Genomic DNA, 22,803 nt, shown 5'->3' with positions numbered 1-22,803 from the left:
AAGGACTCACACCATGGAAAAGTTCATCTCGCACACGGGTATCGGTGTTCCGCTGCGACGCTCCAACGTCGATACCGACCAAATCATCCCCGCCGTGTACCTCAAGCGCGTGACGAAGACGGGTTTCGATGACGGTCTCTTTAGCGCGTGGCGCCAGGATCCAGATTTTGTGCTCAACCGCGAGCCCTACTCGCGAGGCTCCGTTCTTGTTGCGGGAGAGGAGTTTGGTACCGGTTCCTCGCGCGAGCATGCCGTGTGGGCGCTTCGCGACTACGGTTTCAAAGCGGTGCTCTCGAGCCGATTCGCGGATATTTTCCGAGGCAACGCCGGTAAGCAGGGCCTCGTTGCCGCAGTCCTCTCGCAGTCGGATATCGAACAGATCTGGAAGATCCTCGAGAACGCGCCGGGAACCGACATCACCGTCGATCTCGAAAATCGAGTGGTTGAGGTAGCCGATTCGACCTTCTCGTTCGAAATCGACGACTACACCCGTTGGCGCCTCATGGAGGGCTTCGATGACATCGGGCTCACGATGCGGCACGAAGCAGACATCGCGGAGTTTGAAAAGCGTCGGTCCTCCTGGCTCCCGAAGACGCTTCCCGCGCGCACTGCCGACGACCAGTAGCGGGGCTTTTGCGCCCTCGGCGTACACCGGCGCGTGTGCAGTTCTTTTCAAAGCGCTGTTCGGTATGGTGAGACGGTTACCTGTGGGCTCGTCCCGGAAAAGGAATCAACTCCACTATGACCTCAAGCTTCTATGTGCGCGGCGGAAAGCCGCTCGAGGGTGAGATCACCGTTCGTGGTGCAAAGAACCTGGTCTCGAAGGCCATGGTTGCCGCGCTTCTCGGTGAGACCGAAAGCTTCCTCACGAGTGTCCCCGACATCAGCGACGTGAGGATCGTGAGCGAGCTTCTTCGCGTGCACGGCGTAAAAATCGAGCGCGATACGGAAGCGGGAACCCTCCGCATGGACCCGTCGAACGTCGAGCGTGCGCACGTGGCGGACATCGACGCTCACGCGGGAAGCTCGCGCATCCCGATCCTCTTCTGCGGCCCGCTTCTGCACCGCCTCGGTGAGGCCGTGATCCCCGATCTGGGCGGTTGCCGCATCGGCACGCGCCCGATCAACTATCACCTCGACGTGCTGCGCAATTTCGGTGCTCGTGTCGATAAGCGCGAGCACGGCATCTACATCACGGCACCGGATGGTCTTCGTGGTGCAAAAATCCGCCTCGAGTACCCGAGTGTTGGTGCGACCGAGCAGGTGCTCCTCACGGCAGTACGGGCGAAGGGCATCACTGAACTCGAGAACGCGGCCGTCGAGCCCGAGATCGAGGATCTCATCGCCGTTTTGCAAAAGATGGGCGCGATCATTTCGCTGCGCACCGATCGCACAATCGTGATCGAGGGCGTCGAGAAGCTCGATGGCTACCGTCACCGCTGCATTCCCGACCGCATCGAGGCGGCGAGCTGGGCCTGCGCTGCCCTCGTGACTCACGGCGACGTGTTCGTCCGCGGGGCCGAGCAGAAGGCGATGGGCACCTTCCTCAACGTGCTGCGCAAGATCGGTGCCGGCGTCGATATTCACGACGACGGGATTCGGTTCTACGACACGGGTAAAGGCCTCTCCTCGGCAGCGATCGAGACCGACGTCCACCCTGGCTTCATGACGGACTGGCAACAGCCTCTCGTCGTGTTGTTGACTCAGGCCAACGGTATTTCGATTGTCCACGAGACCGTGTACGAGAACCGCCTTGGCTTCACGAGCGCGCTCAATGACATGGGCGCGCAGATCCAGGTGTATCGCGAGTGCCTCGGCGGCTCCCGCTGCCGCTTCGGTCAGCGCAACTACAATCACTCGGCGGTTGTGAACGGACCGCGCCCGCTTGAGGGTGCCGAGATCACGGTCCCGGACCTGCGCGGCGGGTTCAGCTACCTGATCGCAGCTCTCGGGGCTGACGGCGTCTCGCAGATCCACGGCATCGACCTCATCGATCGTGGCTACGAATCCTTCAGGGACAAGCTCACGCAGCTCGGTGCCGATTTCTGGGAAGAGTGAGAACGAATCAACGCTCGAGGTAAGGAGCCAACGGTGACAGAGAATCCCTCGACGCACGCGACCGGTGCGTCGCACGAGCGGTACACGTCTCTCGCACTTCGCGATATTCCGCTTCCGGACTATTGCGATGTCGTGATCGTGCCAACCAAGGGTGTTGATGAACCGGATCCGCGCGTGTGGGCCGAGGCGATTTTCTCTCACGAGAACGCGACGCTGACCTCGCGTGGTGCCCGGGCCGTAAGGGATGAGGCCATTCGCCTTTTCGACCTCGTGCCGCCGCCCGAACGCGAACGCTATGTGAGCGAGGTCGTGGGCTCGGAGGCTCTCATTATCGACGATACGCCCTCGCTCATGATCCGCATCGGCGTTGCCGTCGAGCCCGGTGGTGAGCTCGTGCGGATCACGACGGCGGTCAAGTACCGTACGATCCGCGGTCGCCTCACCTTTGGCCCGCGGCGCATGATGCACGCTTCGGCGATTCATACTCTCGCTAAGCGCGCCCCTGCGACGCTCAGGCGCCGCGAAACAGCGCGTCTCACCTCGCCTCGGGCGCGTCGCGCGGGATTGACGCGCGGTATCCGTCGCAACCGGCAGCTCCCCTCGGGCGACGGTGAACGCTCGAAGTAGGGCGGGCGAGAGCGAAGGCCACATCGCGGTTCTCGGCGCAGGATCGTGGGGCACGGTTTTCTCGCACATGCTCGCGCGAGGCGGCAATCGCGTGCGCCTATGGGCGCGCCGAGCGGAACTCGCTTCGCAGATCAACGACAACCACGAGAACGCGAGCTACGTTCCCGGTTTAAAGCTTCCCGCCTCCGTCTGGGCTTCGAGCGATACCGAGGACGTTATCCAAGGGGCACGTGGCATCGTCCTCGCCGTCCCCGCCCAGTCCTTGCGCGCGAATCTCGAGGCCTGGCCATCCATTGCCCACCTGCCCGTCGTCTCGCTCATCAAAGGCATCGAGCGCGGCAGCGACGAGCGCATGTCACAGATTCTTGCGACCACCGGCGGCATTAATGAGAGCCGCATCGCGGTGCTGTCGGGCCCGAACCTCGCGCGGGAGATCGCCCGCGAGCAACCGTGCGCCTCGGTTATCGCCTCAGCGAGCGAGGAAACAGCCAGAGAAGTGGCCTCGTGGTGTTCGGCGCCCTATTTCCGCGCCTACGTGAGCCGCGATGTGACGGGGGTCGAGGTTGCGGGCGCGATGAAGAATGTCATCGCGATCGCCGTGGGTGCCGCCGCCGGGCTCGGTTACGGCGACAACACGCGCGCATCGCTCATTACGCGCGGCCTCGCGGAAATTACGCGGCTCGGCGTTGCCCTCGGTGCGGAAACGTCCACGTTTGCTGGGCTCGCCGGGATGGGCGACCTCGTCGCGACGTGCGCCTCTCCGCTTTCGAGGAATTTCAGGCTTGGGAAGGCCCTTGGCGAAGGTCAAAGCCTAGAGGAGGCCAGAGCAAGCGTCGGACAAACCGCCGAAGGCGTCCCTACCGCCCGCGCCGTCGCAGAGCTTGCCGAGCGCTCGCAGCTGGACCTGCCCATCACCCGTGCCCTCGTCGATGTCGTCGATCGCGGGCGTAATATTGCCGAAGTGACGAGCGCACTTCTTTCGCGTTCTGTCCGATTCGAATAGAGGAGCCCACGTGCACACCATCGCGCTGATTTTCGGCGGCCGCTCGAGCGAACACGGCATTTCATGCGTGACCGCCGGCGGTATTTTGCGCCAGATTGACCGCTCGCGTTTTGACGTAGTGCCCATCGGCGTTACGAGCGATGGCCGCTTTGTCGAGGTCACGGGGGATCCCGAGCACTGGCAAATCACGAACGGGCTCGCCCCTCACGTGCCCGATTCGGGTGACGAAATCATCCTCCAGCAGTCGCGACTCGGACAGGGAAAGGTCGAGCTTCGCGTCGTGCGCGACGGCGGTCGTATTGAGCACCTCGCACATATTGACGCGGTGTTTCCTCTTTTGCACGGGCCCTACGGCGAGGACGGCACGGTCCAGGGACTATGCGAGCTCTGGGATGTGCCTTACGTCGGGTCGGGCGTACTTGCCTCCGCAGCTTCGATGGATAAGGACTTCACGAAGCGCATTCTCCAAGCTGCGGGTCTCAACGTTGCCCGCGGCGTCGTCGTGCGCGCGAGTGAACCTCGAGCGACAGTGCGCGAGCGCGCATCAAGCCTCGCCTTTCCGCTGTTCGTCAAACCGGCGCGAGCGGGCTCAAGTTTCGGCGTGACGAAGGTAGACGCTCCCGATCAGCTCGATGCAGCGCTTGACGAAGCCTTCCGCTTCGACCCGAAGGTGCTTATCGAACAGGGCATAGAGGGGCGCGAGGTGGAATGCGGCGTTCTCCAGGGGGAGAATGGACAGGCACCGCGCACGAGTCTTCCGGGTGAGGTCGTCATCGGCGAGGACCTCGCTTTTTATGACTACGAGTCGAAGTATTTCGGTAAGGGCACCGTCACGATCGATATTCCCGCGGCGATTCCCGAGCGGTACGTGGCGGCAGTGCGAGAGGTAGCCGCGCGTGCGTTCGAAGCCCTCGAACTCGAGGGACTCGCGCGCGTGGATGTGTTCGTGACCGGGGCGGGCGAGGTGATCGTCAACGAGGTCAACACGATGCCGGGCTTCACCCAGATCTCGATGTTCCCCGTGCTGTGGGAGAACATGGGGATTTCCTACGCCGACCTGATCTCTCGCCTGATCGACAATGCCCTTGAGCGTGGCGTAGGGCTGCGCTAGGGGCTATTGCGCGTCGTCGAATGCGAGGCAGCGACCACCCGATTGAGGGACCTGCGCAATGAGGCTCGCGAGTTCGATGGCCGCGGCGCTCGGCTGGTCGGGGGCGACCGAGCGAGGCACGGTGACGTCAATTGCCGGTTCTCGCCCGTAGGTCGTCATGTGCACGATCCCGCGCTTGTCGTCTTCTTTCACGATCCAGTCGATCTCCTTGCCGTTGCGCGCGGCGATCGTGGTGCACAGATCGGTCGTGGGCGGGGGAGGGGTCACACCGCAGCGAAGCACGATCGTACTGTCGCCGTGACCCCATGCGGCTGTTGATTGGGCCGTGGTTTCGCTGCGATCGAGACCCAGAAGGGTATCGGGAAGCGACACGATGATCTCGGCGCAACGGGGATTGGTGGCGTCGGCTTCGGGCGGGGGTACGGCGACGGCTCCGCACGCGGCGAGTGCCAGGGTGCTCCCGATCGCGAGCGAGGCGACGAGCGCGCGCCGGAGCGCGCATGCCAGGGGCTGGGCCGGGGGCGTATGCATCATGAACACCACCCTAACTCTCTGTCTGGATCGTGAGTGCCTGGACGGAAGCTGATAATCTTGGTGACCATGAGCGAGAAGTACGCACTGACACCCCGCACCGAGCAGCTTTTCCCCGAAGGGCCGCATGTCACGGTGCGATTCCTCGATCATTCGAGCGACGCGGAGCTTAAGCAGTATTGGGATCTCTACCGCGTTCTTGACGAGGAATTTTGCGACGCTCACGAGCGCCGCACGCCCGGCCAGCTTCGTGCCGAACACGCAGACACCGACCACAAACGTTCATATCAGCTCGTGGCCGAGGTGGAGAGCCTTGAAGGCGCACGCATGATCGCCGGTCTCGCCGAGCTTCAGCTCCCTCTCACTGAGAACACTGATACGCAAGAGATCGAGCTCGTTGTGTATCCCGCGTGGCGAGGCAAAGGTATTGGCACGATGCTCACGGATGCGCTCCGGGACATTATGACGCACGAGGAGCGTCCGAAGGCTTTCGGCTATGCGCTCACCCACGTGGATTCAACTCAGGCGGAAAACGAGCTTCCGGCTTCAAGGATCGCGACCCGGCTTGGCCTCGCGAAGGTCGCCACGGAGTTCGTGAGCACGGTTTCGCTCCCGCTCGATCGCGACCTCGTCGAGGACCTCCACGTCGAGGTCGAAGCTTCCCTTGGCAAGTACCGCATCATTACCTGGGAAGGGGACGTCCCTGAGGAGCACATGGAGCAGTGGTGTGTGCTGCTCAATCAGATGGTCGCGGATGCCCCGACTGAGGATTCTTCGCTTGAGAAGCCCGAGTACGACGAGGAGCGGGTCCGAGCGATCGAAGCGAGGATCGCTGAGCGTGGCTATCGCCGCCTCACGGCGGTCGCCCTCGCGTCGAACGGCACGTTTGCTGGGACATCATACGTGATGTTTCGCGAGGATGGTTCGCGACTTGGCGAGCAGGCCATCACCCTGGTCATGCCCGAGCACCGCGGGCATAACCTTGGCCTCGCGCTTAAGCTCATGACGCATCGCCTCCTGACCGAAACTGAGTCAAAAGTCGATGTGCTGCGCACGTACACAAACCACACCAACACCCACATGAATGCCATCAACGAACGCCTTGGCTATCGCACGGTCGCGAAAGAGATCACCTTCGAAGGAAAGCTTCGAGGGATTTGAGTGCGGCAGCACGAAACAAGCCTCGGCGAGCTTGGTGAGGCGGGGATCCTCGAGCGAATCGTCCCGTTTTTTCAGCATCGCGATGATGCGGTCATCGTGGGCCCTGGTGATGACTGCGCCGTTGTTCGTGCCGCGGGGGAGCTCGTGTTCACGACCGATGCGATCGTTGAGGGCTACGACTTCATTCTCGGTATTTCTGATCCCGTGAGCATCGGTCGCAAGGCTGCCGTACAGAACCTCGCGGATGTCGCCTCGATGGGGGCGCGGCCGCGCTGGCTGCTGACGACCGTCCTCGCGGGCAAAGACACACCGATCGCGGTACTCGAGGGCATCGCTGAGGGCATTGCGCTCGAGGCACACCCGCTCGGTGCGTCGGTGATCGGCGGGGACCTTGGTACCGCTCGCGAACTCACGGTTTCGATCACAGCGATCGGCGAACTAGCGCGGCCGGGTACGGCAGTCATGCGCTCGGGCGCGAAAGAAGGGGATGTTCTTGCGGTCGGCGGGGAAGTGCTCGGGCTCAGCAGCGCCGGGCTCGCTCAAGTGCTCGGGAAGTCCGACGCCACACTGCCCGACCTCGAGTCTCGGGGCAAAGCCGTCGCGAGCATTGCGGACCGTGCACTGTCGTGGCACCTCGCACCCGAGCCTGACCTCTCAGCGGGGTGGGGCGCGGGGCGTTCGGCGAGCGCGATGATCGATATCTCCGATGGACTCGTGAGGGATGCGAGCCGAATTGCTCGCGCAAGTGGAGTAAACCTCGACCTGTCGCGGGCGGCGCTTGAGAATGATTGTGCGCTTCTCGCGCCGCTTGCCAATGTGTTGAGCGTCGATCCCATGGAGTGGGTCCTGGGTTCGGGGGAGGAGCACCTCATGCTCGCGACGTTCCCTCGGTCGGTGTGGGACGAAAACGCTCAGGTGCGTGCCGCATTCCGCGAGATTGGGTGCGTGCGCGCTGCCGAGGGCGATGGCGACGTGCGTCTCGACGGCGTGCCACTCGCCATGTACGGTTGGGACCATTTTTCCGTTTAGGGTGGATGGATGCCTTCTATGCCGATCATGCCCATGAATCCCACGCCCGGCTCTCCCGGGAAATCACAGTGGACGCGCAACCTCGAACGCAATCCTGGCCACTCCCAGTGGTACATCGAGCGCTGGGAGCGGATGCGCGCGGAAGGCAAGGACATCGATGGGGAAGCGCGACTCATCGATGCACTCGCGCCTCGCGGAGCCCTCGTGCTCGATGCCGGGAGCGGAACCGGGCGCGTCGGTGCAGAGCTTGCTCGTCGCGGCCACGACGTTGTGGGGATCGACCTTGACCCAACCCTCGTCGCCTATGCGGAGCGCACCTCGCCAGGTCCCCGCTGGATTACAGGCGACCTCGCCGAGGCGTGCGCGATTCTCGGTGAGGACTCACTCGGAACATTCGACGTGGTTGTCGCGGCGGGCAACGTTGTCACGTTTGTTGCCGAAAGCGATAGGCGTCGCGTTCTCGAGAACTTCGCGAGGCTCTTGCGTCCGGGAGGTCGCCTTGTCGCCGGTTTTGGAACGGGCCGCGGGTATTCGCTCGAGAGCTATGTGGCGGATGCTGCCGCCGCGGGCTTCGAGGTGCCCCAGGTGTTTTCGACGTGGGATTTACGCCCGGCGAGCGATGACCCTGGATTCGCCGTTGTCATCTCGGTGAAGGGCGAGGGCAAGTAGAGCAACCTCGGTGGGACTTCCCCGGGCACCTCGTGTGTGGTGTCACGGCGGATGTCTCTTGGGCATGCGAAAAGGACCTCCCCGAGGGGAGGTCCTTTTACTAAGCTTTCGCTCGGGCAGTGCCCGGATGCTCAGGCGGCGCGCTGAACCTTGCCGGCCTTGAGGCACGAGGTGCACACGTTGAGGCGCTTCGAGGTGCCGCCGATCACGGTGCGCACGGACTGGATGTTGGGGCTCCAGCGGCGCGAGGTGCGACGGTGCGAGTGGGAAACGCTCTTGCCGAAGCTCGGGCCCTTGGCGCAAATGTCACACTTGGAAGCCACGGTGTTCTCCTGAATAATCGCTAACGTACTTGATTTGTGCGCCGAGGCTCATGCAGCGGATCGAGCCGCGTGGCGCTGGGCAACCCCAAAAGCATAGCCCACTCGCGCGCGAAGAGCGATAGGGATGCCTCCATAACCCCTGTGTAGTCAGCCACATTGCGACGTCGGTCGTGAAAGAATGCCGTCAGTGTTGGCGGGGCGAAAGGAGCGAGCGTGGTGAAGACGAAGGCCGACGGTTTCCCCGCGGGCCTCTTGACTCCCAAGGAAATCGCCGCCGCGCGCGCACTGGGTGCGGGGGATGTCGAGGACCTCGTGCGCATTCCGCCACGCCGCTATGCCTCGCCCGGCCCCTTGCGCGACCTGCGCCATTTGAGCGAGGGCGACGACATCTCCGTCATCGCGACCGTCGAACGCGTGCGGGAGCGCGCGATGAAGAATCGCAAGGGCACCCTCCTTGACGTTCGCGTGTGCGACGACGAGGGCGAAAGCATCCAACTCACGTTCTTTCTTTTCAAGGCGCACCTCGTCAACTGGCACATGAGCAGGCTGCGCGAGGGCACGCGCGTGCTTGTGAGCGGAACGGTTTCGCGTTTTCGGGGGGAAAACCAGATCGCGCACCCCGACTACCTTCTGCTTGCAAACGACCCCTCGCCGGAGGAGGCCCGGGCGGTCGCCGCTGCGCTCGAGCCCGCCCCCGTGTATCCACTTCGCGGTGCAGCGACGCAGAAGCTCATGCGCTCGCTATTGACAAAAGTGCTGCGACACGTCGACGAGCTGCGCGACGTCATTCCCGCCGCGATTAGGCGTGAGCGCGACCTGCCCACGATCGCTGAGGCGGCGAGGATGCTCCATGCGCCTCACGACCAAACGGAGGTCGAACGCGCCCTGCGGTATTTCCGCTTCGAAGAGGCTTTTGTCATCCAGTCGATTTTCGCCAGGCGCCGAGCACAAGACGTTCAGGACGCCGCCCCACCGCTCGGGACTTACGGGGACCTCAGCCGGGCACTCGATGGGCGGCTGCCGTTCACCTTGACCTCGTCACAGAAGGACGTGGGGGAGCAGATCGCCGAGAGGATTGCTGCACCCCACCCCACGTCGCTCCTGCTCCAGGGAGACGTGGGCTCGGGAAAAACCGTGGTGGCGCTGCGCGCGATGGTGCGTGCCGTCGATTCCGGTTTCCAAGCCGTGCTCCTCGCCCCGACGGAAGTACTGGCACGGCAGCATTACTCGACCATCACGTCGATGCTTGGCGACCTTGCGCGCAGCGGTCACCTTGATGCGCACGAATCGGCGACGCGCGTTCGCTTACTCGTTGGCGCCCAGAAGGCCTCCGAGCGACGCGAGAGTCTTCTCGATCTCATGAGTGGCGAGGCTGGGATCGCCGTGGGAACACACGCCCTGCTGACCGAGAGCGTCGACTTTTTGAAGCTCGGCCTCGTGATTATCGATGAACAGCATCGCTTCGGCGTGGATCACCGCCGCCAACTGCGGTCCAAGGGACCCGGCGACCTGCGCCCGCACATGATGGTGATGACCGCGACCCCGATCCCTCGATCGGCTGCGCTCGCCCTCGTCGGTGACCTCGATTTGCTCACGCTCGAGGGGCGGCCCCGCGAGGGTGCCGAGGTGTCCTCATTTGTCGTGCCCCTGGGCGATACCGCGTGGCGCGAGCGCATGTGGGAGCGCGTCCTCGAGGAAGTCCACGCCGGCCGCCAGGCATTCGTCGTGTGTCCGCGCATTGATCCGGAGGATCCAGCGCAGGCCGCTTCTCCCGCAGATCCGTTCGGGAGCGAACACCCGCTCCATGCGGTCACTCCCACGCTCGAGATGCTGCGGGGAAAACCAGGCTTTGACGCGCTTCGCATCGAGGAATTGCACGGCCGGCTTCCAAGCGACATTAAACGCGAGCGCATGGAGGCGTTTGCCGCCGGTGACATTGACGTGCTCGTGGCGACGACCGTGATCGAAGTCGGCGTCGATGTGCCGAATGCGAGCGTCATGCTCGTGCTCGATGCCGAGCGCTTCGGCCTCGCCCAACTTCACCAGCTCCGCGGCCGTATTGGTCGAGGTGCGCATCCGGGAATCGCATTCTTTGCCACGCGGTTCCCCCGCCAGAGCGCCCAGCACGACGGGCTCGTAGAACTCGCCTCCACCACTGACGGATTTGCTCTCGCCGAGCTGGATCTCGAGCGTCGCGGCGGCGGCGACCTCGTCGGCGATATTCAATCGGGAACGTCCGTAGCCGTGCGATTCCTCGACGTGGGCCGCGACGCGCGTATGATCCTTGAGGCCCGCGAAGACGCTCTCGTAACCGAAGCCCTATCTCGCGGGGCGCTTACGACAAGTAGCCTCGAGGCGCCATCCGCGAGCGAACACGATGCCCTCGATGCCGCGATTGCGCGCCACAGTGCTCGCGGCGTCGACAATCTCGAAAGGAGCTGACCGTGCCTCGCATTATCGCCGGACTACTCGGCGGACGCACCGTGCCGTCACCTCCCACGAACCGCACCCGGCCCACGAGTGATCGCGTGCGCGAAGCAGTTTTCTCAAGACTCGACTCGTGGGGCGCCGTGCGCGGCTCGACGGTTCTCGACCTCTACGCCGGAACCGGGGCGCTCGCCTTCGAGGCACTATCGCGAGGAGCGGACTTCGCCGTCCTCGTCGAGGCGCATCGCCCCACGGCAAAAGCCATCGGCGAGGCCGCCCGAACTCTCGGCCTCGAAGAAAGCCTGAGGGTCGAGTGTGGCCAGGCAAGCGTCGGACCCCGCCGGGAGGCCCCCTTTACGCTCGTGTGCGCCGACCCGCCCTACGCCGTTGCGACCGAGGAGCTTGCGCGCCTCGTGACCGGCCTCGGTGCAGCCGGCCAGCTTGCCGATGAGGCGACAATCGTGCTCGAACGCTCCGCGCGAAGCGAAAAAACTCCGCTACCCTCCTATTTCGTTGACGAGGGGGCGCGAGATTTCGGGGACACGAGAGTCGAATACTTCACCTACCTCGATCCAGCGATCACGGAGGCAAGCCGGTAGGCTTAACGCATGCTCACCGCCCTTATCCCGGGGTCATTCGATCCGTTCACTCTCGGGCACCTCGATCTCGTGAGGCGCGCGTATGCGCTCAGCGACCGCGTGATCGTGGCAGTCGCCCACAACCCCCATAAGAGCGCGCGCATCCCCTTCGACGCGCGCTGCGAAGCTATTCGTGAGACGCTTGCCCGCGAGGGCCTTGCCGATAGAGCGAGTGTTGACACGCTGCCGGGCGGCCTCCTTGTCGAAGGTGCGAAGAAACTCGGCGCAACCCACCTCGTCAAAGGAATACGAAACGCCCAGGACCTCGCGTACGAGGAACCCATGGCGCGGGCCAATATGGACCTCGGCGGGTTGGACACGCTCTTCCTCTTGACCGATCCCGCACTCGCGCACATCTCGAGCTCGCTCGTTCGAGAGATTTACTCGCTCGGCGGTGATGCGAGCCGCTATCTTCCGGATGCGTCAACGCGCGCCCTCACCGCCGCATACACAACGCCAGCCGCAGACTCAAAGGAGCACTCATGACCGACGCGAAGGGCAAGAGCACCCCGCGCCCCCGAAAGAAGGACGCCCAGGCCGAAAAACCCTTCAACGCGGGGCTCGATCTTGAGATCGACGCGATCGATCTCATCCATAAAATCGGCTCGCAGCGCACCATTTCGCGCACGGCAACCTCCACGCAGCCCGTGGGCGACCCCGAATTTGCCGTGAGGCCCGGCGACGACATCACGGTCGAGGCAAGCCTCGAATCCGTGGATGAAGGCATCTACGTGACCGGGACGGCACGCGCAGACGTCCATGCCGAGTGCTCGCGCTGCCTCGACCCGGTTGACGACCACCTCGACGTGCGCTTCGACGAACTGTTTAGCTACCCCGAGAAGGTTCCGGCCGAGCTTGAAGACGAGGACGTCCCCGTACTCGAGGGCGATGTGATCGACCTCGGCCCTCTCGTTCACGACGCTTTTGCGATGGCCGCGCCCTACCAACCTTTGTGCCGCGAAGACTGCCCGGGCCTGTGCTCTCAGTGCGGCATGCGTATGGAAGACGATCCCGACCACGAGCACGTCATCTACGACCCGCGTTTTGCGGCGCTCGCCGGACTGCTCGAGCAGGACGACGATCGCGAGGGTGAGGAGAAGTGAGCCGCAAGCGCAAACGGCAGCCCATCCCGCACCTCGAGGATCGCAGCGGACTGTTGGCTTCGCTCCCACTTAAGGGCGAGCTCGATCCCGACCTGCTCGACCTCGCGCTCACCCACCGCTCTTACAGTTTTGAAAACGACGAGTGCCCGCAAAATGAACGCCTCGAGTACCTCGGCGACGCGGTGCTGAGCCTCGCCGTCGCCGATCACCTGTACCGCACCTACCCGGACGCATCCCAGGGTTCTCTTTCCCGCCGCCGCTCGACCGTTGTGAGCACGCGCGCCCTTTCACACATCGCACGCCTGCACAACCTCGGCGCCTACCTCAAACTCGGCAAGGGCGAATCCCTTACGGGCGGGCGGGACCGAGATTCCGTGCTCGAGGATGCCGTCGAAGCGATTATCGGAGCCGTGCACCTGAGCCTCGGCGCTGAAGCGGCCCGCGTATTCGTGCTCGACCTCCTTTCTCCGATCCTCGACGACGACACGTTCATGCTCGGAGCATTCGACTACAAGTCGCGGCTGCAGGAGATCGGCGCACTTCTCGGCGCTGTCCCCGCCTACACGTACGAGGAATGGACAGCGGGCGATACCGAACACTTCCGCGCGCACGTGAGCGTTGGCGAAACCCTCGCGGGAACGGGCGAAGGCACGAGCAAGAAGGGGGCCGAGATGGAGGCCGCCCGCAGGGCCGTCCTCGCGTACTACAGCGCACGCGGCGAGACATTCACGATGTTCGAAGAGTAGGGCAGGCCCGCGGTGCCCGAGCTTCCCGAGGTTGAGGTCGTCCGTCGAGGCCTCGAGCCGTACATGGCCTCGCGCGTGATCGAACGCGTCGAAGTGCTCGATGCGCGCTCGCTCAAGCGCCACGCTGGCGGTGAAGAGAATTTCGTGCGTCAGCTCGAGGGACGCCGCGTTCGCTCGGTTGCGAGGCGAGGGAAGTTCCTGTGGGCGTCGCTGTCCGACGCCGGCTGCGCTCCCTCGATTCCTCCGCCGCACGGCGAAGCGCTCGTCATGCATCTGGGCATGAGTGGCCAGCTTCGTGTTCGCGACGGGGCAGTGAGTGGGGCGCCTCAAGCGTCGGAACCGCACGTGAGCGAGGGGCCCGCGCCGGATCCCGTGACCCACCTTCGCATTCGCCTTCACATGGAGGGCGGTGCGCGCATCGATTTTGTGGATCAGCGGATTTTTGGCGGGATGCACGTGAGCCCGCTGATCGGTACGGCCGATGCTCGTGCAGGGGGCGAGGGCACCGATCTTCCGCTTATCCCGCAAAGCGCGGCCCATATTGCCCGTGACCTACTCGATCCGTTTCTCGACGAGGGCAACCTCGTGCGTCGGATCCGTATGCGCACGGCCCCCATCAAATCCGTCATCCTGGATCAAAGCACCCTCAGCGGGATCGGGAATATCTACGCTGATGAGGGCCTGTGGGAGGCACGGCTGCATTTCGCGCGCCCCGCGATCGGGATCTCGAGTCGAAAGGTCAAAGAGCTTCTGAGGGTCTGCCGCGATGTGATGCAGCGCGCTCTCGAGGTGGGCGGCACGAGCTTCGATGCGCTATACGTGAACGTCGACGGCCGAAGCGGCTATTTCGCTCGGTCACTGAAGGCCTACGGCAAGCACGGCTGCCCATGCCCACGGTGCAATCGTGCCCTCGTGCGGGCGCAATTCCAGAACCGCTCGAGCCACTTCTGCCCCTATTGCCAGCGCCTGCGCTAAAGGGTCTACAGAAGCACGAAGCATGCGAGCGCGGCCGCACGCTCATATACGCCCGCATAAAGGTGTTGTAGTGGGGCATTTGGTCCCCGTTCGGCTAGGATGTCCAGGTAGGACAAGTGAGGATCCCGATCAAACGAACTGGAGAGTACCGCGTGAGCGAAGTAAGCGGCGATCAGTACCGCGTCATGATTGTCGACGACCACGAAGTTGTGCGTCGCGGCATCGTTGCCGTCATTGACGCGGATGCCCGCCTCAGCGTTGTCGCCGAGGCAAGCACCGTTGGCGAAGCCAAGCGTCGGCTTCCCGCCGTCCAGCCAGACATCCTCGTCACGGACCTCCAGCTTCCCGACGGTACCGGAATCGACGTCATGAACGCGGCCCGCCAGGAGAACGAGAACCAGACCATGCTCGTGCTCACCTCGTTCAACGACGATGCGGCGATCCGCGAATCTCGCGCTGCGGGCGCCTCGGGGCTCCTCCTCAAATCCGTGCGCTCGGCCGAGATCATCTCGACGATCCTCAAGGTGGCGAACGGCGAAACCGCATGGCCCGCGGGCGGCACGAGCGAAGACGAATTCGACTTCTCCGCCGTCGAACGCCGCATCGTCGAGTACATCGGTGACGGGCTCGCGAACCGCGAAATCGCCGATCAACTCGGCGTCGCCGAAAAGACCGTCAAGAACCGCATCACGGGCATCCTCCACAAAATGGGGCTGCAGCGCCGCACCCAGGTCGCCGCCTGGGTCGTCTCGCGCCGCCGCGCCGACTGGAAGTAACGGCCCGACGCCGCACTACTCAGCGATAATCGTCGCGCGCCAGCTCACCATCGTTCCCGGGTCGAGGCTGTAAAAATCAACCCAGCCGAGGTGGCGCCGCGCGCGTGCACCCATGTTCGCGAGCCCCGAGCGGCGCGTGATACTGGGATCGATGCCGCGCCCGTTGTCGCTCACGTTCACCTGGATGACCGTATCCACGCCCTCTTTGAAGAGCGTGATGCTCACGGAGACCGCGCTCGCGTGCGCGTGGCGCGCAACGTTTGCCAGGCACTCCTTCACGACCGCGACAACATCCTCTTTAAGTTCGCCTTCGATCGCGTCGAGCTCGGCGACCGGTGCCTGGAGGTGCAGCGACGGCACAAAGCCGAGGCCTGCGATCGCGAGCCCGCACTCGTGGCGAAGGCGCTGAGAGAGAGTCACCTCGACCGTCTCATTCCGCAGCGACTGGACGATCCCGCGGATTTCCGCGATCGAACGCTCGATGCCCGCGACGGAATCCTTAAGGCTCGTCGCGACCGGCCCTTCGTCTGAGTATTCAGGAAAACGCGAGGCTTGCGACATCACGGTCTCGAGCTGCATGCCCACACCGAAAAGCTCTTGGATGGCGAGGTCGTGAAGGTCGCGGGCGATGCGGTTTCGCTCGTTATTGAGGTCATCCTCGATGGTGCTGCGCCCCGTTGACCCATTGAGCGCGAACGAAAAGAGAGAGGCGAGCGAAGCGGCGCTCACGTTCTCGGCGTCGGTAAAAGCTGCGGTGGCGTCGGAGCCCTCATCCGCGAACCGAACGGAGATGAGTAATCCGCGCCTCGCGGCGCCCGCATCGATCGGAAACGCCACGAGTGCGCTCGTCGATCCCGCGGGAGCCGGGAGGTCCTCGTCGGCAAGAGCGCGCGTGAGGTCACCCCACGTGAGAGTCGCAAGTGCCTCCGGTGAGTCGTGATCGAGTACGAAAGGCAGGGGCGCCGAATCAGCTGCTTCCGACGAGTGAGAGACGGACGCTCCGAGGAGTTCAGCTTGATACCGCCCCCGAACAAGCTCGCACACCCACGTCGAATCGTTCAGGGGGAGAAGCACGAGGAGCGAGTCGGGCGAAAGAATCTCGAACGTGGAATCGGCCAAGAGGTCGAGGACATCGTCGGGGTCCTCGGCATTGAGTACCGCCGCTGTCAGCTCACTGATTCTCGTGGCGTTCGACATGGGTGCTCCCTTCGTGAGTCGCGTGGGCGTCGAGGTCGAGCACCGCCGCTCCCGATTCCTTGAAACGCTGATCGTGCGTAATCACGATGACGGTCGCATCGGCCGCGAAGAACGCGCCCGGGGTGAGAATACCGTCCATGAGCTCGGCCGCCAGGTCAAGGTTGAGGTGTTCGGTGGGTTCATCGAGGATCGTCACGGGAGCGCCGTGTGCGATCGCGCGAGCGAGAAGAAGCCTTCGCCGCTCGCCACCGGAGACGTCCTCGCCGCCACTGCCAAGGATTGTGTCGAGCCCCGAAGCGAGTCCCGAAACCCATGGACCGAGGCCCGCGAGGTCGAGGGCATGATGGATTTCTGCGTCGGTGAGATCGCCGCGCACGACACGAATATTCTCGCGAAGGCTCGTCGCAAACACGTGCGCGTCCTCGGCGTAAAACGACACACGTGAGGCGAGCGCGGCCGGAGTGAATGACGTGAGGGGAGTATCGCCATACAGAACTCGCCCGCTCAGCGGGGTGAGGAGCCCCGCAAGGGTTAGGCCGAGCGTCGACTTTCCGCGGCCCGAAGCGCCGTACACGAGCGTGCGACTTCCCGGGGTAAAGCTCAGTTCAAGCCCGTGTGCGAGTGGATGTTCGGCACTCCAGCCCGTCGTCAGTCCAGATGCACTCAGGACTGCGGGGGAGGGGCGTTCGGTGCGCGCTGGCGCGGGGGCGACTTCATCAGAGGCGGGCCCGACGGCTCTGCGGCCCTCGATCGCCGACTGCGCGTCTTCTGTCGCAGCGCGCAGAGCATCGCGCACGCTCGAGCCTGCCCGAGTGTCGAACGCTGAAGCGATCGGGGCGTTGCCTGGATCAAGTTCGTGGAGGCGTTCAGCGGCGACGATCGAGCGTGCGCGCTGACTGGCTGCTTGCGGGAGAACAGATGCCGCTTCAAAGCTCGACAGCGGGGCGAGAATGATGACGCCGATGATGCCCGCCGTGTGGCCCATGAGCCCGCCAAGCAACCCCGTGGTTTCGAGGTTGTAGACGGCGCCCGCGGCGAGAATCGAGCCGAGAAGCGCGGGGATCATAGCGATCTGGGTGCTGCTACGTGCGAACGCCGAGGGCACGGCTGCTTTGTCGAGGGCCGCATCAAACTGTCCCTGGGCGGCCTCTAGGTCGGCGAGGGTGCTGTTCCATTGCCCCTTTACGCGAAGGACGTCAGCGTTGTCGAGGGCAAAAAGCGAGAGAGTATTGAGGCGCGAGCGGGCCTCGACGAGTTCGCGCTCCGCCACGAGCGCCGCCTTGAAGGCGAGGAACGGGGCGATGATCGTCGCGAAGGCGAGGCCAACGAGCATGGCGAGTGCCGCAATCGGCGAGAATGGGGCGATGGTCGCAAGGATCACGACTGCCATGACGAGCGCGACGAGGGCGGGCACCACGGCACGAATGACATCGTTCGCCATGTCTTCGGCGTCATCGCCGATACGCGCGAGTAGATCGCCGCGCCTGAGGCGCCCCGCGAGGGCTGAGGGGGCGCTCGCAAGCCCCGCGTACATGTTGGTACGCAGGCGCGCGACGCCGGTGAGGGCGGCATCGTGCGTGAGCAGGCGCTCGAAATACCGAAAGACGCCGCGGGAGATGCCAAGAGCACGCACGGACACGACGGCAACGGAAAGGTCGAGAACTGGCGGCATCGTCCACGACTTCGTAATGAGGTAGCCCGACACAACCGCGAGGGCAAAGGCGCTCGCGAGTGTCGCTGCACCTGCGGCGACCGCTGATGTGAGCTGACGCGGGCTGATCTCCATGAGCTCATGCATGCGCGAAAGAGCGCGCGACGATATTTTCACGGGACGGACACCTCCGCGGCATGCACATCGATCACCTGGTCGGCGACATCGAGGAGAGCCTGCCTATGAGCGGTCACGAGAACGCTCGAGCCCTGTTCGCGCAGCGTCTCGAGCAGGCGAACGATCATTGCCTCGCTCGCCCCGTCGAGGTGCGAAGTGGGTTCGTCGAGGATGACGAGCGGTTTCGCCTCGAGGAGGGCGGTTGTGAGGGCGACGCGCTGGCGCTGACCGACGGAAAGCCCGGTTCCACCGCGGCCAAGTTCGACGTCCCAGCCGTGAACATCCGCGACGTGTGTGTCGAGACCGGTCGCACGTGACGCCCTCGTAATGAGGGCGCGTGCCTCTCCGGTTCCCGGGGCAGTCCCCGCGGGAAGGGACTCGTGGAGGATCTCGCGTAGGGTGCCAGGGCCCACGACGGGTCGCTGCGGCAGCCATGCGATCTGCGCCCAGAGGCTTTCTCGATCGATCTCGCTGAGGGCAAGACTGTTGCCTTCCTCAGTGCGCAGCAGGACGCCGCCCGTGGTCGGCGTGAGGAGCCCGAGGATGGCGGCGATCGTCGTCGATTTTCCCTCGCCACTCGCGCCGCGAAGGGCAGTAATCTGGCCGGGTGTGATGACGGCAGTGAGGTGGGCAGGCGCGAGACGGTCGCGCCCCGCAACGCTCAGATCACGCAGGACAATGCTCGTGCGTGATAGCGAGGGGGCAGCGGGGCGGGTGGCCTCGTCACCGGTATCCACTTTCCCCGCCGCTGCGGGGGCATTGAGAATCTCGAAGGCGGCGTCGACGGCCGCGAGGCCATCCGTCGAAGCGTGAAACTGCTGGCCCACGAGGCGCAAGGGGAGATACACCTCGGCGGCAAGAACGAGCACGGCGATTGCCGGAAAAGGCTCCATTGCGCCGCCCACAAGGCGCAAACCGATGGAGACCGCGATGAGCGCGACGCCGAGGGTAGCGATGAGTTCGAGAGCAAAACTCGAAAGGAACGCCCACGCGAGCGTCGTCATTGCGGACTTCTTGTGTCGCGCGCCGAGGTCCGCGACGATGCGCTCGGATCCCTGTGCGCGGCCGAGCGCACGAAGAGTCGGGAGGCCTTCGACCAGATCGAGAGTCTCGGCCCACAGCGTGCGCATGGTCGCGAGAGAGCGGGCCGAGGAACCTTCAGTCATTTTCCCGATGAGGATCATAAAGATGGGGATGAGTGGAAGGGCGATACACGCGACGATCGCACTGGTGAGATCCCATACCGCGATCGCGGCAAGCGCGAGTGGGGTGACCGTCGCCGATAGTGCAAGCTGCGGGACGTACCCCGTGAGATAGGGGCGGAGGTTTTCGAGCCCCGCGGTGGCGAGTGCGGCTGTCGAGGCGGCTTCGCCGGTGCGTCCGCGCGGGCCGAGATGCGCGTTCGTCTCGACGACGGCCCGCCTCAGTTCCCCGATCGTTTCGGTCGCTGCACGGTGGCCCGTGGCTTGCGTGTACCACACGGCGCTCGCACGAATCACAAGCGCGATCGCGAGCACGATGAGTGGGAGGGGGTTTTCGTGCGGCCATGTTCGGTTGGCGAGGAGATCAGCGCCGAGCGAGGCGACGCACCATGCGGTCGTGATTGCGCAAACAGCCTCCACGAGGCCCAAGACGACCGTGCGGATCACGTGCGCGCGAGCGCTATGAACGTGACGGAGGAGTCTCGGATCAAGTGGAGGCTGTCGCTTTGCCAAAGGTGGTTTAGCTTTCCGTGTCGAAGGCTTCGCGGTAGCCCTCTTTCGCCTTTCGCGCGAGGTTCGCCGCGTGGGCGGACGGGAAGCCCTCGCCCGTAACGCGAGCGCGGAAGACCCAGTAGGCCCAAGCCTGGTAGGCGAGAACGATCGGGAGCAAAATGACGGTCGCGATCGTCATGACCCGAAGAGTGTACTCGGTGCTCGAGGCGTTCATGACGGTCAGCGAGAGAGCCGGATCATTGGCGGCGGGGAGCACGTTCGGGAAGATCGCGCCGAAGGCCATGATCGTGGCGAAGCCGATAGCGACCGACGTCGAGGCAAATGCGAGGCCCTCGCGCTCTGCGCGGTTCAGCACGAACGCCCCGATAAGGGCGAGCGCTGCGACGACGAGCGGGATCCACGTCCAGGCGTTGTTCGAGTAGGCGAGCTGGGCCCACAGGACCCACGCTGCCGCTGCGACGATGGTCGGAATGGCGATGACGCCCGCGAGCTTGTTCGCGTCGTGTCGAACCTCGCCAGTGGTGCGAAGAGCGAGGAACAGCGTGCCGTGCAGCCAGAAGAGGAGCACGAACACCACACCTGCGAGAAGTGCGAACGGGTTCAGGAGATCGAAGAGCGAATCAGTGACGACGCTCTTGCCGCCGGCATTCGCCTCCATGTTGACGCCACGCACGATGTTGCCCACGGCCACGCCCCAAATGAGTGCCGGAACGAGACCGCCAACGAAGTGGCAGATGTCCCAGGCGAAACGCCAAGAGGCATTCTCGACCTTGTTGCGGTATTTGAATGCGCACACGCGCACGATGAGCGCCACGAGGATGATGATGAGGGCGAGGTAGAAACCCGAGAACATCGTCGCGTACCACTCGGGGAACGCTGCGAAGAGGGCACCGCCGCCCACGAGGATCCACACCTCGTTGGCGTCCCACACGGGACCGATGGTCGTGATGATCTGATTCTTCCGCTTCTCCTCGCCCTTGCCGAGCGCGAAGACGTTCATGCCCACGCCGAAGTCGAAGCCCTCGAGAATGAAGTAGCCGAGGAACAGCACTGCGACGAGAATGAACCACAGGGTCTGTAGGAACGTTGCTTCCATGATTGTCTACTCCTTTCTCTCAGTAGCCGAAGCTGATGGTCGGGGTATCGATCTCAGCGGGAGCTGCACTCTCCTTCGCGGAGAGCGAGCGCGGAGCCTTGATGTCCTTGCGGGCCTGGTTGCGCATGAGGTAGTACCACACGACCGCAAGCACGCCGTACAGAAGCGTGAAGACCACGAGCGAAACGATTACCTGCCAGCCTTCGTGGCCGGAGACGCCCTGCATCGTGAGCAGCCGCACGAGCGGGTCGCCGGTGGGTGACGGTGCGACGATCCACGGCTGGCGGCCCATCTCGGTGAAGATCCAGCCGAAGGCGTTGGCGATGAACGGCATGGGGATCGCAAACAGGGCAAAGCGCGCAAACCAGGTCGAGCCCGAGGTGCGTGCCTTCTCGCCCTTGCCACGCGTGACCCAGAAGGCCCAGACGGCAAGGATGCCCGAGAAGATCGCGAAGCCGATCATGAGACGGAAGGACCAGTAGGTGACGAAGAGGTTCGGGCGGTAGTCGACGTCGACGGTCTTGCCGCTCGCATCGACGGCCGTGGCACCGAATTTCTCTTTATATTCAGCGTTGAGCTCAGTCACGCCCTTGAGCGTTGCGTTCGGGTCATTCGTCGCGAGGATCGAGGTCACGTACGGGATTTCGATGATGTGCGAGATGTCGGTGCAGTCCTGAGAGAACGCGCGGGGACCCGCGACCGAGAGGATCGAGAAGCTCGCGCCCGTTTCGGTGTGGCACAGGGCTTCAGCCGAGGCCATCTTCATGGGCTGCTGCTCGAACATGAGCTTGCCCTGGAAGTCGCCCGATGCCAGGAGGCCGACGGCGGACAGCACCATGACGAGGACTCCGAAGCGGGTTGCGGGACGCCATACGTTCTTGGCGAGGTGGCCGGCAGCGGCCTGTTCCTCGCCCGAGAGGGTCTGGTCCTCGGCGCGCTTGTGGTTTTTCACCATATGCCATGCGGCAATGCCGGTCACGAAGCAACCTGCCACGAGCCATGCACCGGCAATCACGTGAGGGAAGGCCGCGAGGGTCGTGATGTTCGTCAGGAGCGCGAAAATGCCGCCCTGCGCAGGGTCGAGCTCCGCACGGCCGGTTTCGGGGTTGAACACGGCGGCGACGGGGTGCTGCATGAACGAGTTCGCGGCAATGATGAAGTACGCCGAAAGAGTCGTGCCAATTGCCACCATCCAGATCGTGAGGAGGTGCAGACCCTTCGGGAGACGGTTCCAGCCGAAGATCCACAGGCCGAGGAAGGTTGACTCCATGAAGAAGGCGGCGAGGCCTTCAAGTGCGAGCGGCGCTCCGAAGATGTCGCCCATGAAGCGGGAGTACTCAGACCAGTTCATGCCGAACTGGAACTCCTGGACGATACCGGTCGCGATACCGATGCCGAAGTTCACGATGAGCATTGAGCCAAAGAATTTCGTGATGCGCGTCCACGAATCGGCCTTCACGGGATCTTTTGCGCGTACAGCGATCGTTTGCATGATTGCGACAAGCAGCGAAAGACCGATCGTGAGCGGCACGAAAATGAAGTGGTAGACGGTCGTGATGCCGAACTGCCACCGCGCGAGATCGAGCGCGTCCATGGGCGTCCTTTTCTAGAGAGGGACAGGGTGGTTCACCCTCAGGTTAGGAACCTCGAGGGTGGCTGGTCGGGACTTTAGGCCCGGCTTTGCTGTTTGCCATTCTACGCCTCTAAGGCGTTTCTGGCCTGCGGTTTTTGCCGTGTCGCCACGCCGTTTTATGCAATGATTGCCTCGCGAAAAGGGTGCCGCTGCGGGC

Annotated in this window: 22 protein-coding genes; 15 read left to right on the top strand and 7 right to left on the bottom strand. The window is 63.9% G+C overall.

What is annotated here, in order from left to right:
• Positions 1-13: 13 nt before the first annotated feature.
• The 5 genes from leuD to E6X30_RS01895 all read left to right on the top strand — a co-directional run bounded on the left by leuD (position 14) and on the right by E6X30_RS01895 (position 4,799).
• Complete coding sequence (gene leuD / locus E6X30_RS01915; RefSeq protein WP_316335630.1) at positions 14-625, top strand: 3-isopropylmalate dehydratase small subunit; 612 nt, start codon at positions 14-16, stop codon at positions 623-625.
• A 116-nt stretch (positions 626-741) separates the two neighbouring features.
• The gene (gene murA, locus E6X30_RS01910) at positions 742-2,058 is read left to right on the top strand and encodes a UDP-N-acetylglucosamine 1-carboxyvinyltransferase (protein ID WP_034373469.1); all 1,317 of its coding nucleotides are present in this window, start codon (positions 742-744) and stop codon (positions 2,056-2,058) included.
• Between the two features lie 33 nt (positions 2,059-2,091).
• Positions 2,092-2,685 carry a hypothetical protein gene (locus E6X30_RS01905; protein WP_016664748.1) on the top strand — a complete coding sequence of 198 codons (594 nt, stop codon included), beginning with the start codon at positions 2,092-2,094 and terminating at the stop codon, positions 2,683-2,685.
• Positions 2,669-3,688 (top strand): NAD(P)H-dependent glycerol-3-phosphate dehydrogenase, encoded by a 1,020-nt coding sequence (locus tag E6X30_RS01900; RefSeq protein ID WP_259874067.1) that lies wholly within the window; start codon positions 2,669-2,671, stop codon positions 3,686-3,688. The genes E6X30_RS01905 and E6X30_RS01900 overlap by 17 nt, the downstream gene beginning before the upstream one ends.
• 10 nt (positions 3,689-3,698) lie before the next feature.
• Positions 3,699-4,799, top strand: a complete 1,101-nt coding sequence (locus E6X30_RS01895) for a D-alanine--D-alanine ligase family protein (RefSeq protein ID WP_316335629.1) — start codon at positions 3,699-3,701, stop codon at positions 4,797-4,799.
• A gap of 3 nt (positions 4,800-4,802) precedes the next feature.
• On the opposite strand, the gene E6X30_RS01890 is transcribed toward E6X30_RS01895, so the two are convergent.
• Positions 4,803-5,333, bottom strand: a complete 531-nt coding sequence (locus E6X30_RS01890; RefSeq protein WP_316335628.1) for a DUF3515 family protein — start codon at positions 5,331-5,333, stop codon at positions 4,803-4,805.
• Positions 5,334-5,399: 66 nt separating this feature from the next.
• Here E6X30_RS01890 and E6X30_RS01885 point away from each other — a divergent pair, with 66 nt between their 5' ends.
• Genes E6X30_RS01885 through E6X30_RS01875 form a run of 3 tightly spaced genes read left to right on the top strand, consistent with a single transcriptional unit; the run spans position 5,400 to position 8,189 of the window.
• Positions 5,400-6,491 carry a GNAT family N-acetyltransferase gene (locus tag E6X30_RS01885; protein WP_051120663.1) on the top strand — a complete coding sequence of 364 codons (1,092 nt, stop codon included), beginning with the start codon at positions 5,400-5,402 and terminating at the stop codon, positions 6,489-6,491.
• Entirely contained in the window at positions 6,492-7,520 is a 1,029-nt protein-coding gene (gene thiL, locus E6X30_RS01880) for a thiamine-phosphate kinase (RefSeq protein ID WP_316335627.1), read from the top strand.
• Between the two features lie 18 nt (positions 7,521-7,538).
• Positions 7,539-8,189 (top strand): class I SAM-dependent methyltransferase, encoded by a 651-nt coding sequence (locus E6X30_RS01875; protein WP_316335626.1) that lies wholly within the window; start codon positions 7,539-7,541, stop codon positions 8,187-8,189.
• 131 nt (positions 8,190-8,320) lie between these two features.
• Here the strand turns inward: E6X30_RS01875 and rpmB are convergent, their stop codons facing one another.
• Entirely contained in the window at positions 8,321-8,512 is a 192-nt protein-coding gene (rpmB, locus tag E6X30_RS01870; RefSeq protein ID WP_016664741.1) for a 50S ribosomal protein L28, read from the bottom strand.
• A 213-nt stretch (positions 8,513-8,725) separates the two neighbouring features.
• Here rpmB and E6X30_RS01865 point away from each other — a divergent pair, with 213 nt between their 5' ends.
• The 7 genes from E6X30_RS01865 (at position 8,726) to E6X30_RS01835 (ending at position 15,177) form a co-directional block, all read left to right on the top strand.
• Complete coding sequence (locus E6X30_RS01865) at positions 8,726-10,954, top strand: ATP-dependent DNA helicase RecG (RefSeq protein WP_316335625.1); 2,229 nt, start codon at positions 8,726-8,728, stop codon at positions 10,952-10,954.
• A gap of 2 nt (positions 10,955-10,956) precedes the next feature.
• Positions 10,957-11,538 carry an RsmD family RNA methyltransferase gene (locus E6X30_RS01860; RefSeq protein ID WP_316335624.1) on the top strand — a complete coding sequence of 194 codons (582 nt, stop codon included), beginning with the start codon at positions 10,957-10,959 and terminating at the stop codon, positions 11,536-11,538.
• Positions 11,539-11,547: 9 nt separating this feature from the next.
• Complete coding sequence (coaD, locus tag E6X30_RS01855) at positions 11,548-12,063, top strand: pantetheine-phosphate adenylyltransferase (RefSeq protein WP_070458447.1); 516 nt, start codon at positions 11,548-11,550, stop codon at positions 12,061-12,063.
• Positions 12,060-12,680, top strand: coding sequence for a DUF177 domain-containing protein (locus E6X30_RS01850; protein ID WP_316335623.1), 621 nt, complete (start codon positions 12,060-12,062; stop codon positions 12,678-12,680). The genes coaD and E6X30_RS01850 overlap by 4 nt, the downstream gene beginning before the upstream one ends.
• A complete protein-coding gene (gene rnc, locus E6X30_RS01845) occupies positions 12,677-13,426 on the top strand; it encodes a ribonuclease III (protein ID WP_083288132.1) in 750 nt (249 codons plus the stop codon). The genes E6X30_RS01850 and rnc overlap by 4 nt, the downstream gene beginning before the upstream one ends.
• 12 nt (positions 13,427-13,438) lie before the next feature.
• Complete coding sequence (gene mutM / locus E6X30_RS01840; protein WP_316335622.1) at positions 13,439-14,401, top strand: bifunctional DNA-formamidopyrimidine glycosylase/DNA-(apurinic or apyrimidinic site) lyase; 963 nt, start codon at positions 13,439-13,441, stop codon at positions 14,399-14,401.
• 185 nt (positions 14,402-14,586) lie between these two features.
• A complete protein-coding gene (locus E6X30_RS01835; protein WP_034374951.1) occupies positions 14,587-15,177 on the top strand; it encodes a response regulator transcription factor in 591 nt (196 codons plus the stop codon).
• A gap of 15 nt (positions 15,178-15,192) precedes the next feature.
• Here the strand turns inward: E6X30_RS01835 and E6X30_RS01830 are convergent, their stop codons facing one another.
• The 5 genes from E6X30_RS01830 to E6X30_RS01810 form a co-directional block, all read right to left on the bottom strand.
• Entirely contained in the window at positions 15,193-16,374 is a 1,182-nt protein-coding gene (locus E6X30_RS01830; protein WP_316335621.1) for a histidine kinase, read from the bottom strand.
• Positions 16,349-18,202, bottom strand: coding sequence for a thiol reductant ABC exporter subunit CydC (cydC, locus tag E6X30_RS01825; protein ID WP_316335620.1), 1,854 nt, complete (start codon positions 18,200-18,202; stop codon positions 16,349-16,351). The genes E6X30_RS01830 and cydC overlap by 26 nt, the downstream gene beginning before the upstream one ends.
• The gene (cydD, locus tag E6X30_RS01820) at positions 18,199-19,851 is read right to left on the bottom strand and encodes a thiol reductant ABC exporter subunit CydD (protein ID WP_316335619.1); all 1,653 of its coding nucleotides are present in this window, start codon (positions 19,849-19,851) and stop codon (positions 18,199-18,201) included. The genes cydC and cydD overlap by 4 nt, the downstream gene beginning before the upstream one ends.
• Positions 19,852-19,924: 73 nt before the next feature.
• On the bottom strand, positions 19,925-21,013 hold the full coding sequence (gene cydB / locus E6X30_RS01815; protein WP_316335618.1) for a cytochrome d ubiquinol oxidase subunit II: 1,089 nt from the start codon (positions 21,011-21,013) through the stop codon (positions 19,925-19,927).
• A gap of 19 nt (positions 21,014-21,032) precedes the next feature.
• Entirely contained in the window at positions 21,033-22,607 is a 1,575-nt protein-coding gene (locus E6X30_RS01810) for a cytochrome ubiquinol oxidase subunit I (protein ID WP_316335617.1), read from the bottom strand.
• Between the last annotated feature and the right edge of the window lie 196 nt (positions 22,608-22,803).

The sequence above is a fragment of the Dermabacter sp. genome (assembly GCF_032550575.1).
In the GTDB taxonomy this organism is placed as follows: Bacteria; Actinomycetota; Actinomycetes; order Actinomycetales; family Dermabacteraceae; genus Dermabacter; species Dermabacter hominis.
This window is presented reverse-complemented; position numbering and strand designations above follow the sequence as displayed.

Coding starts and splice junctions, on each gene's coding strand:
- E6X30_RS01810 (WP_316335617.1), bottom strand. CDS start 22,607: ATGGACGCGCTCGATCTCGCGCGGTGGCAGTTCGGCATCACGACCGTC.
- E6X30_RS01890 (WP_316335628.1), bottom strand. CDS start 5,333: ATGATGCATACGCCCCCGGCCCAGCCCCTGGCATGCGCGCTCCGGCGC.
- murA (WP_034373469.1), top strand. CDS start 742: ATGACCTCAAGCTTCTATGTGCGCGGCGGAAAGCCGCTCGAGGGTGAG.
- E6X30_RS01850 (WP_316335623.1), top strand. CDS start 12,060: ATGACCGACGCGAAGGGCAAGAGCACCCCGCGCCCCCGAAAGAAGGAC.
- cydB (WP_316335618.1), bottom strand. CDS start 21,013: ATGGAAGCAACGTTCCTACAGACCCTGTGGTTCATTCTCGTCGCAGTG.
- E6X30_RS01885 (WP_051120663.1), top strand. CDS start 5,400: ATGAGCGAGAAGTACGCACTGACACCCCGCACCGAGCAGCTTTTCCCC.
- E6X30_RS01835 (WP_034374951.1), top strand. CDS start 14,587: ATGATTGTCGACGACCACGAAGTTGTGCGTCGCGGCATCGTTGCCGTC.
- E6X30_RS01830 (WP_316335621.1), bottom strand. CDS start 16,374: ATGTCGAACGCCACGAGAATCAGTGAGCTGACAGCGGCGGTACTCAAT.
- coaD (WP_070458447.1), top strand. CDS start 11,548: ATGCTCACCGCCCTTATCCCGGGGTCATTCGATCCGTTCACTCTCGGG.
- E6X30_RS01875 (WP_316335626.1), top strand. CDS start 7,539: ATGCCGATCATGCCCATGAATCCCACGCCCGGCTCTCCCGGGAAATCA.
- leuD (WP_316335630.1), top strand. CDS start 14: ATGGAAAAGTTCATCTCGCACACGGGTATCGGTGTTCCGCTGCGACGC.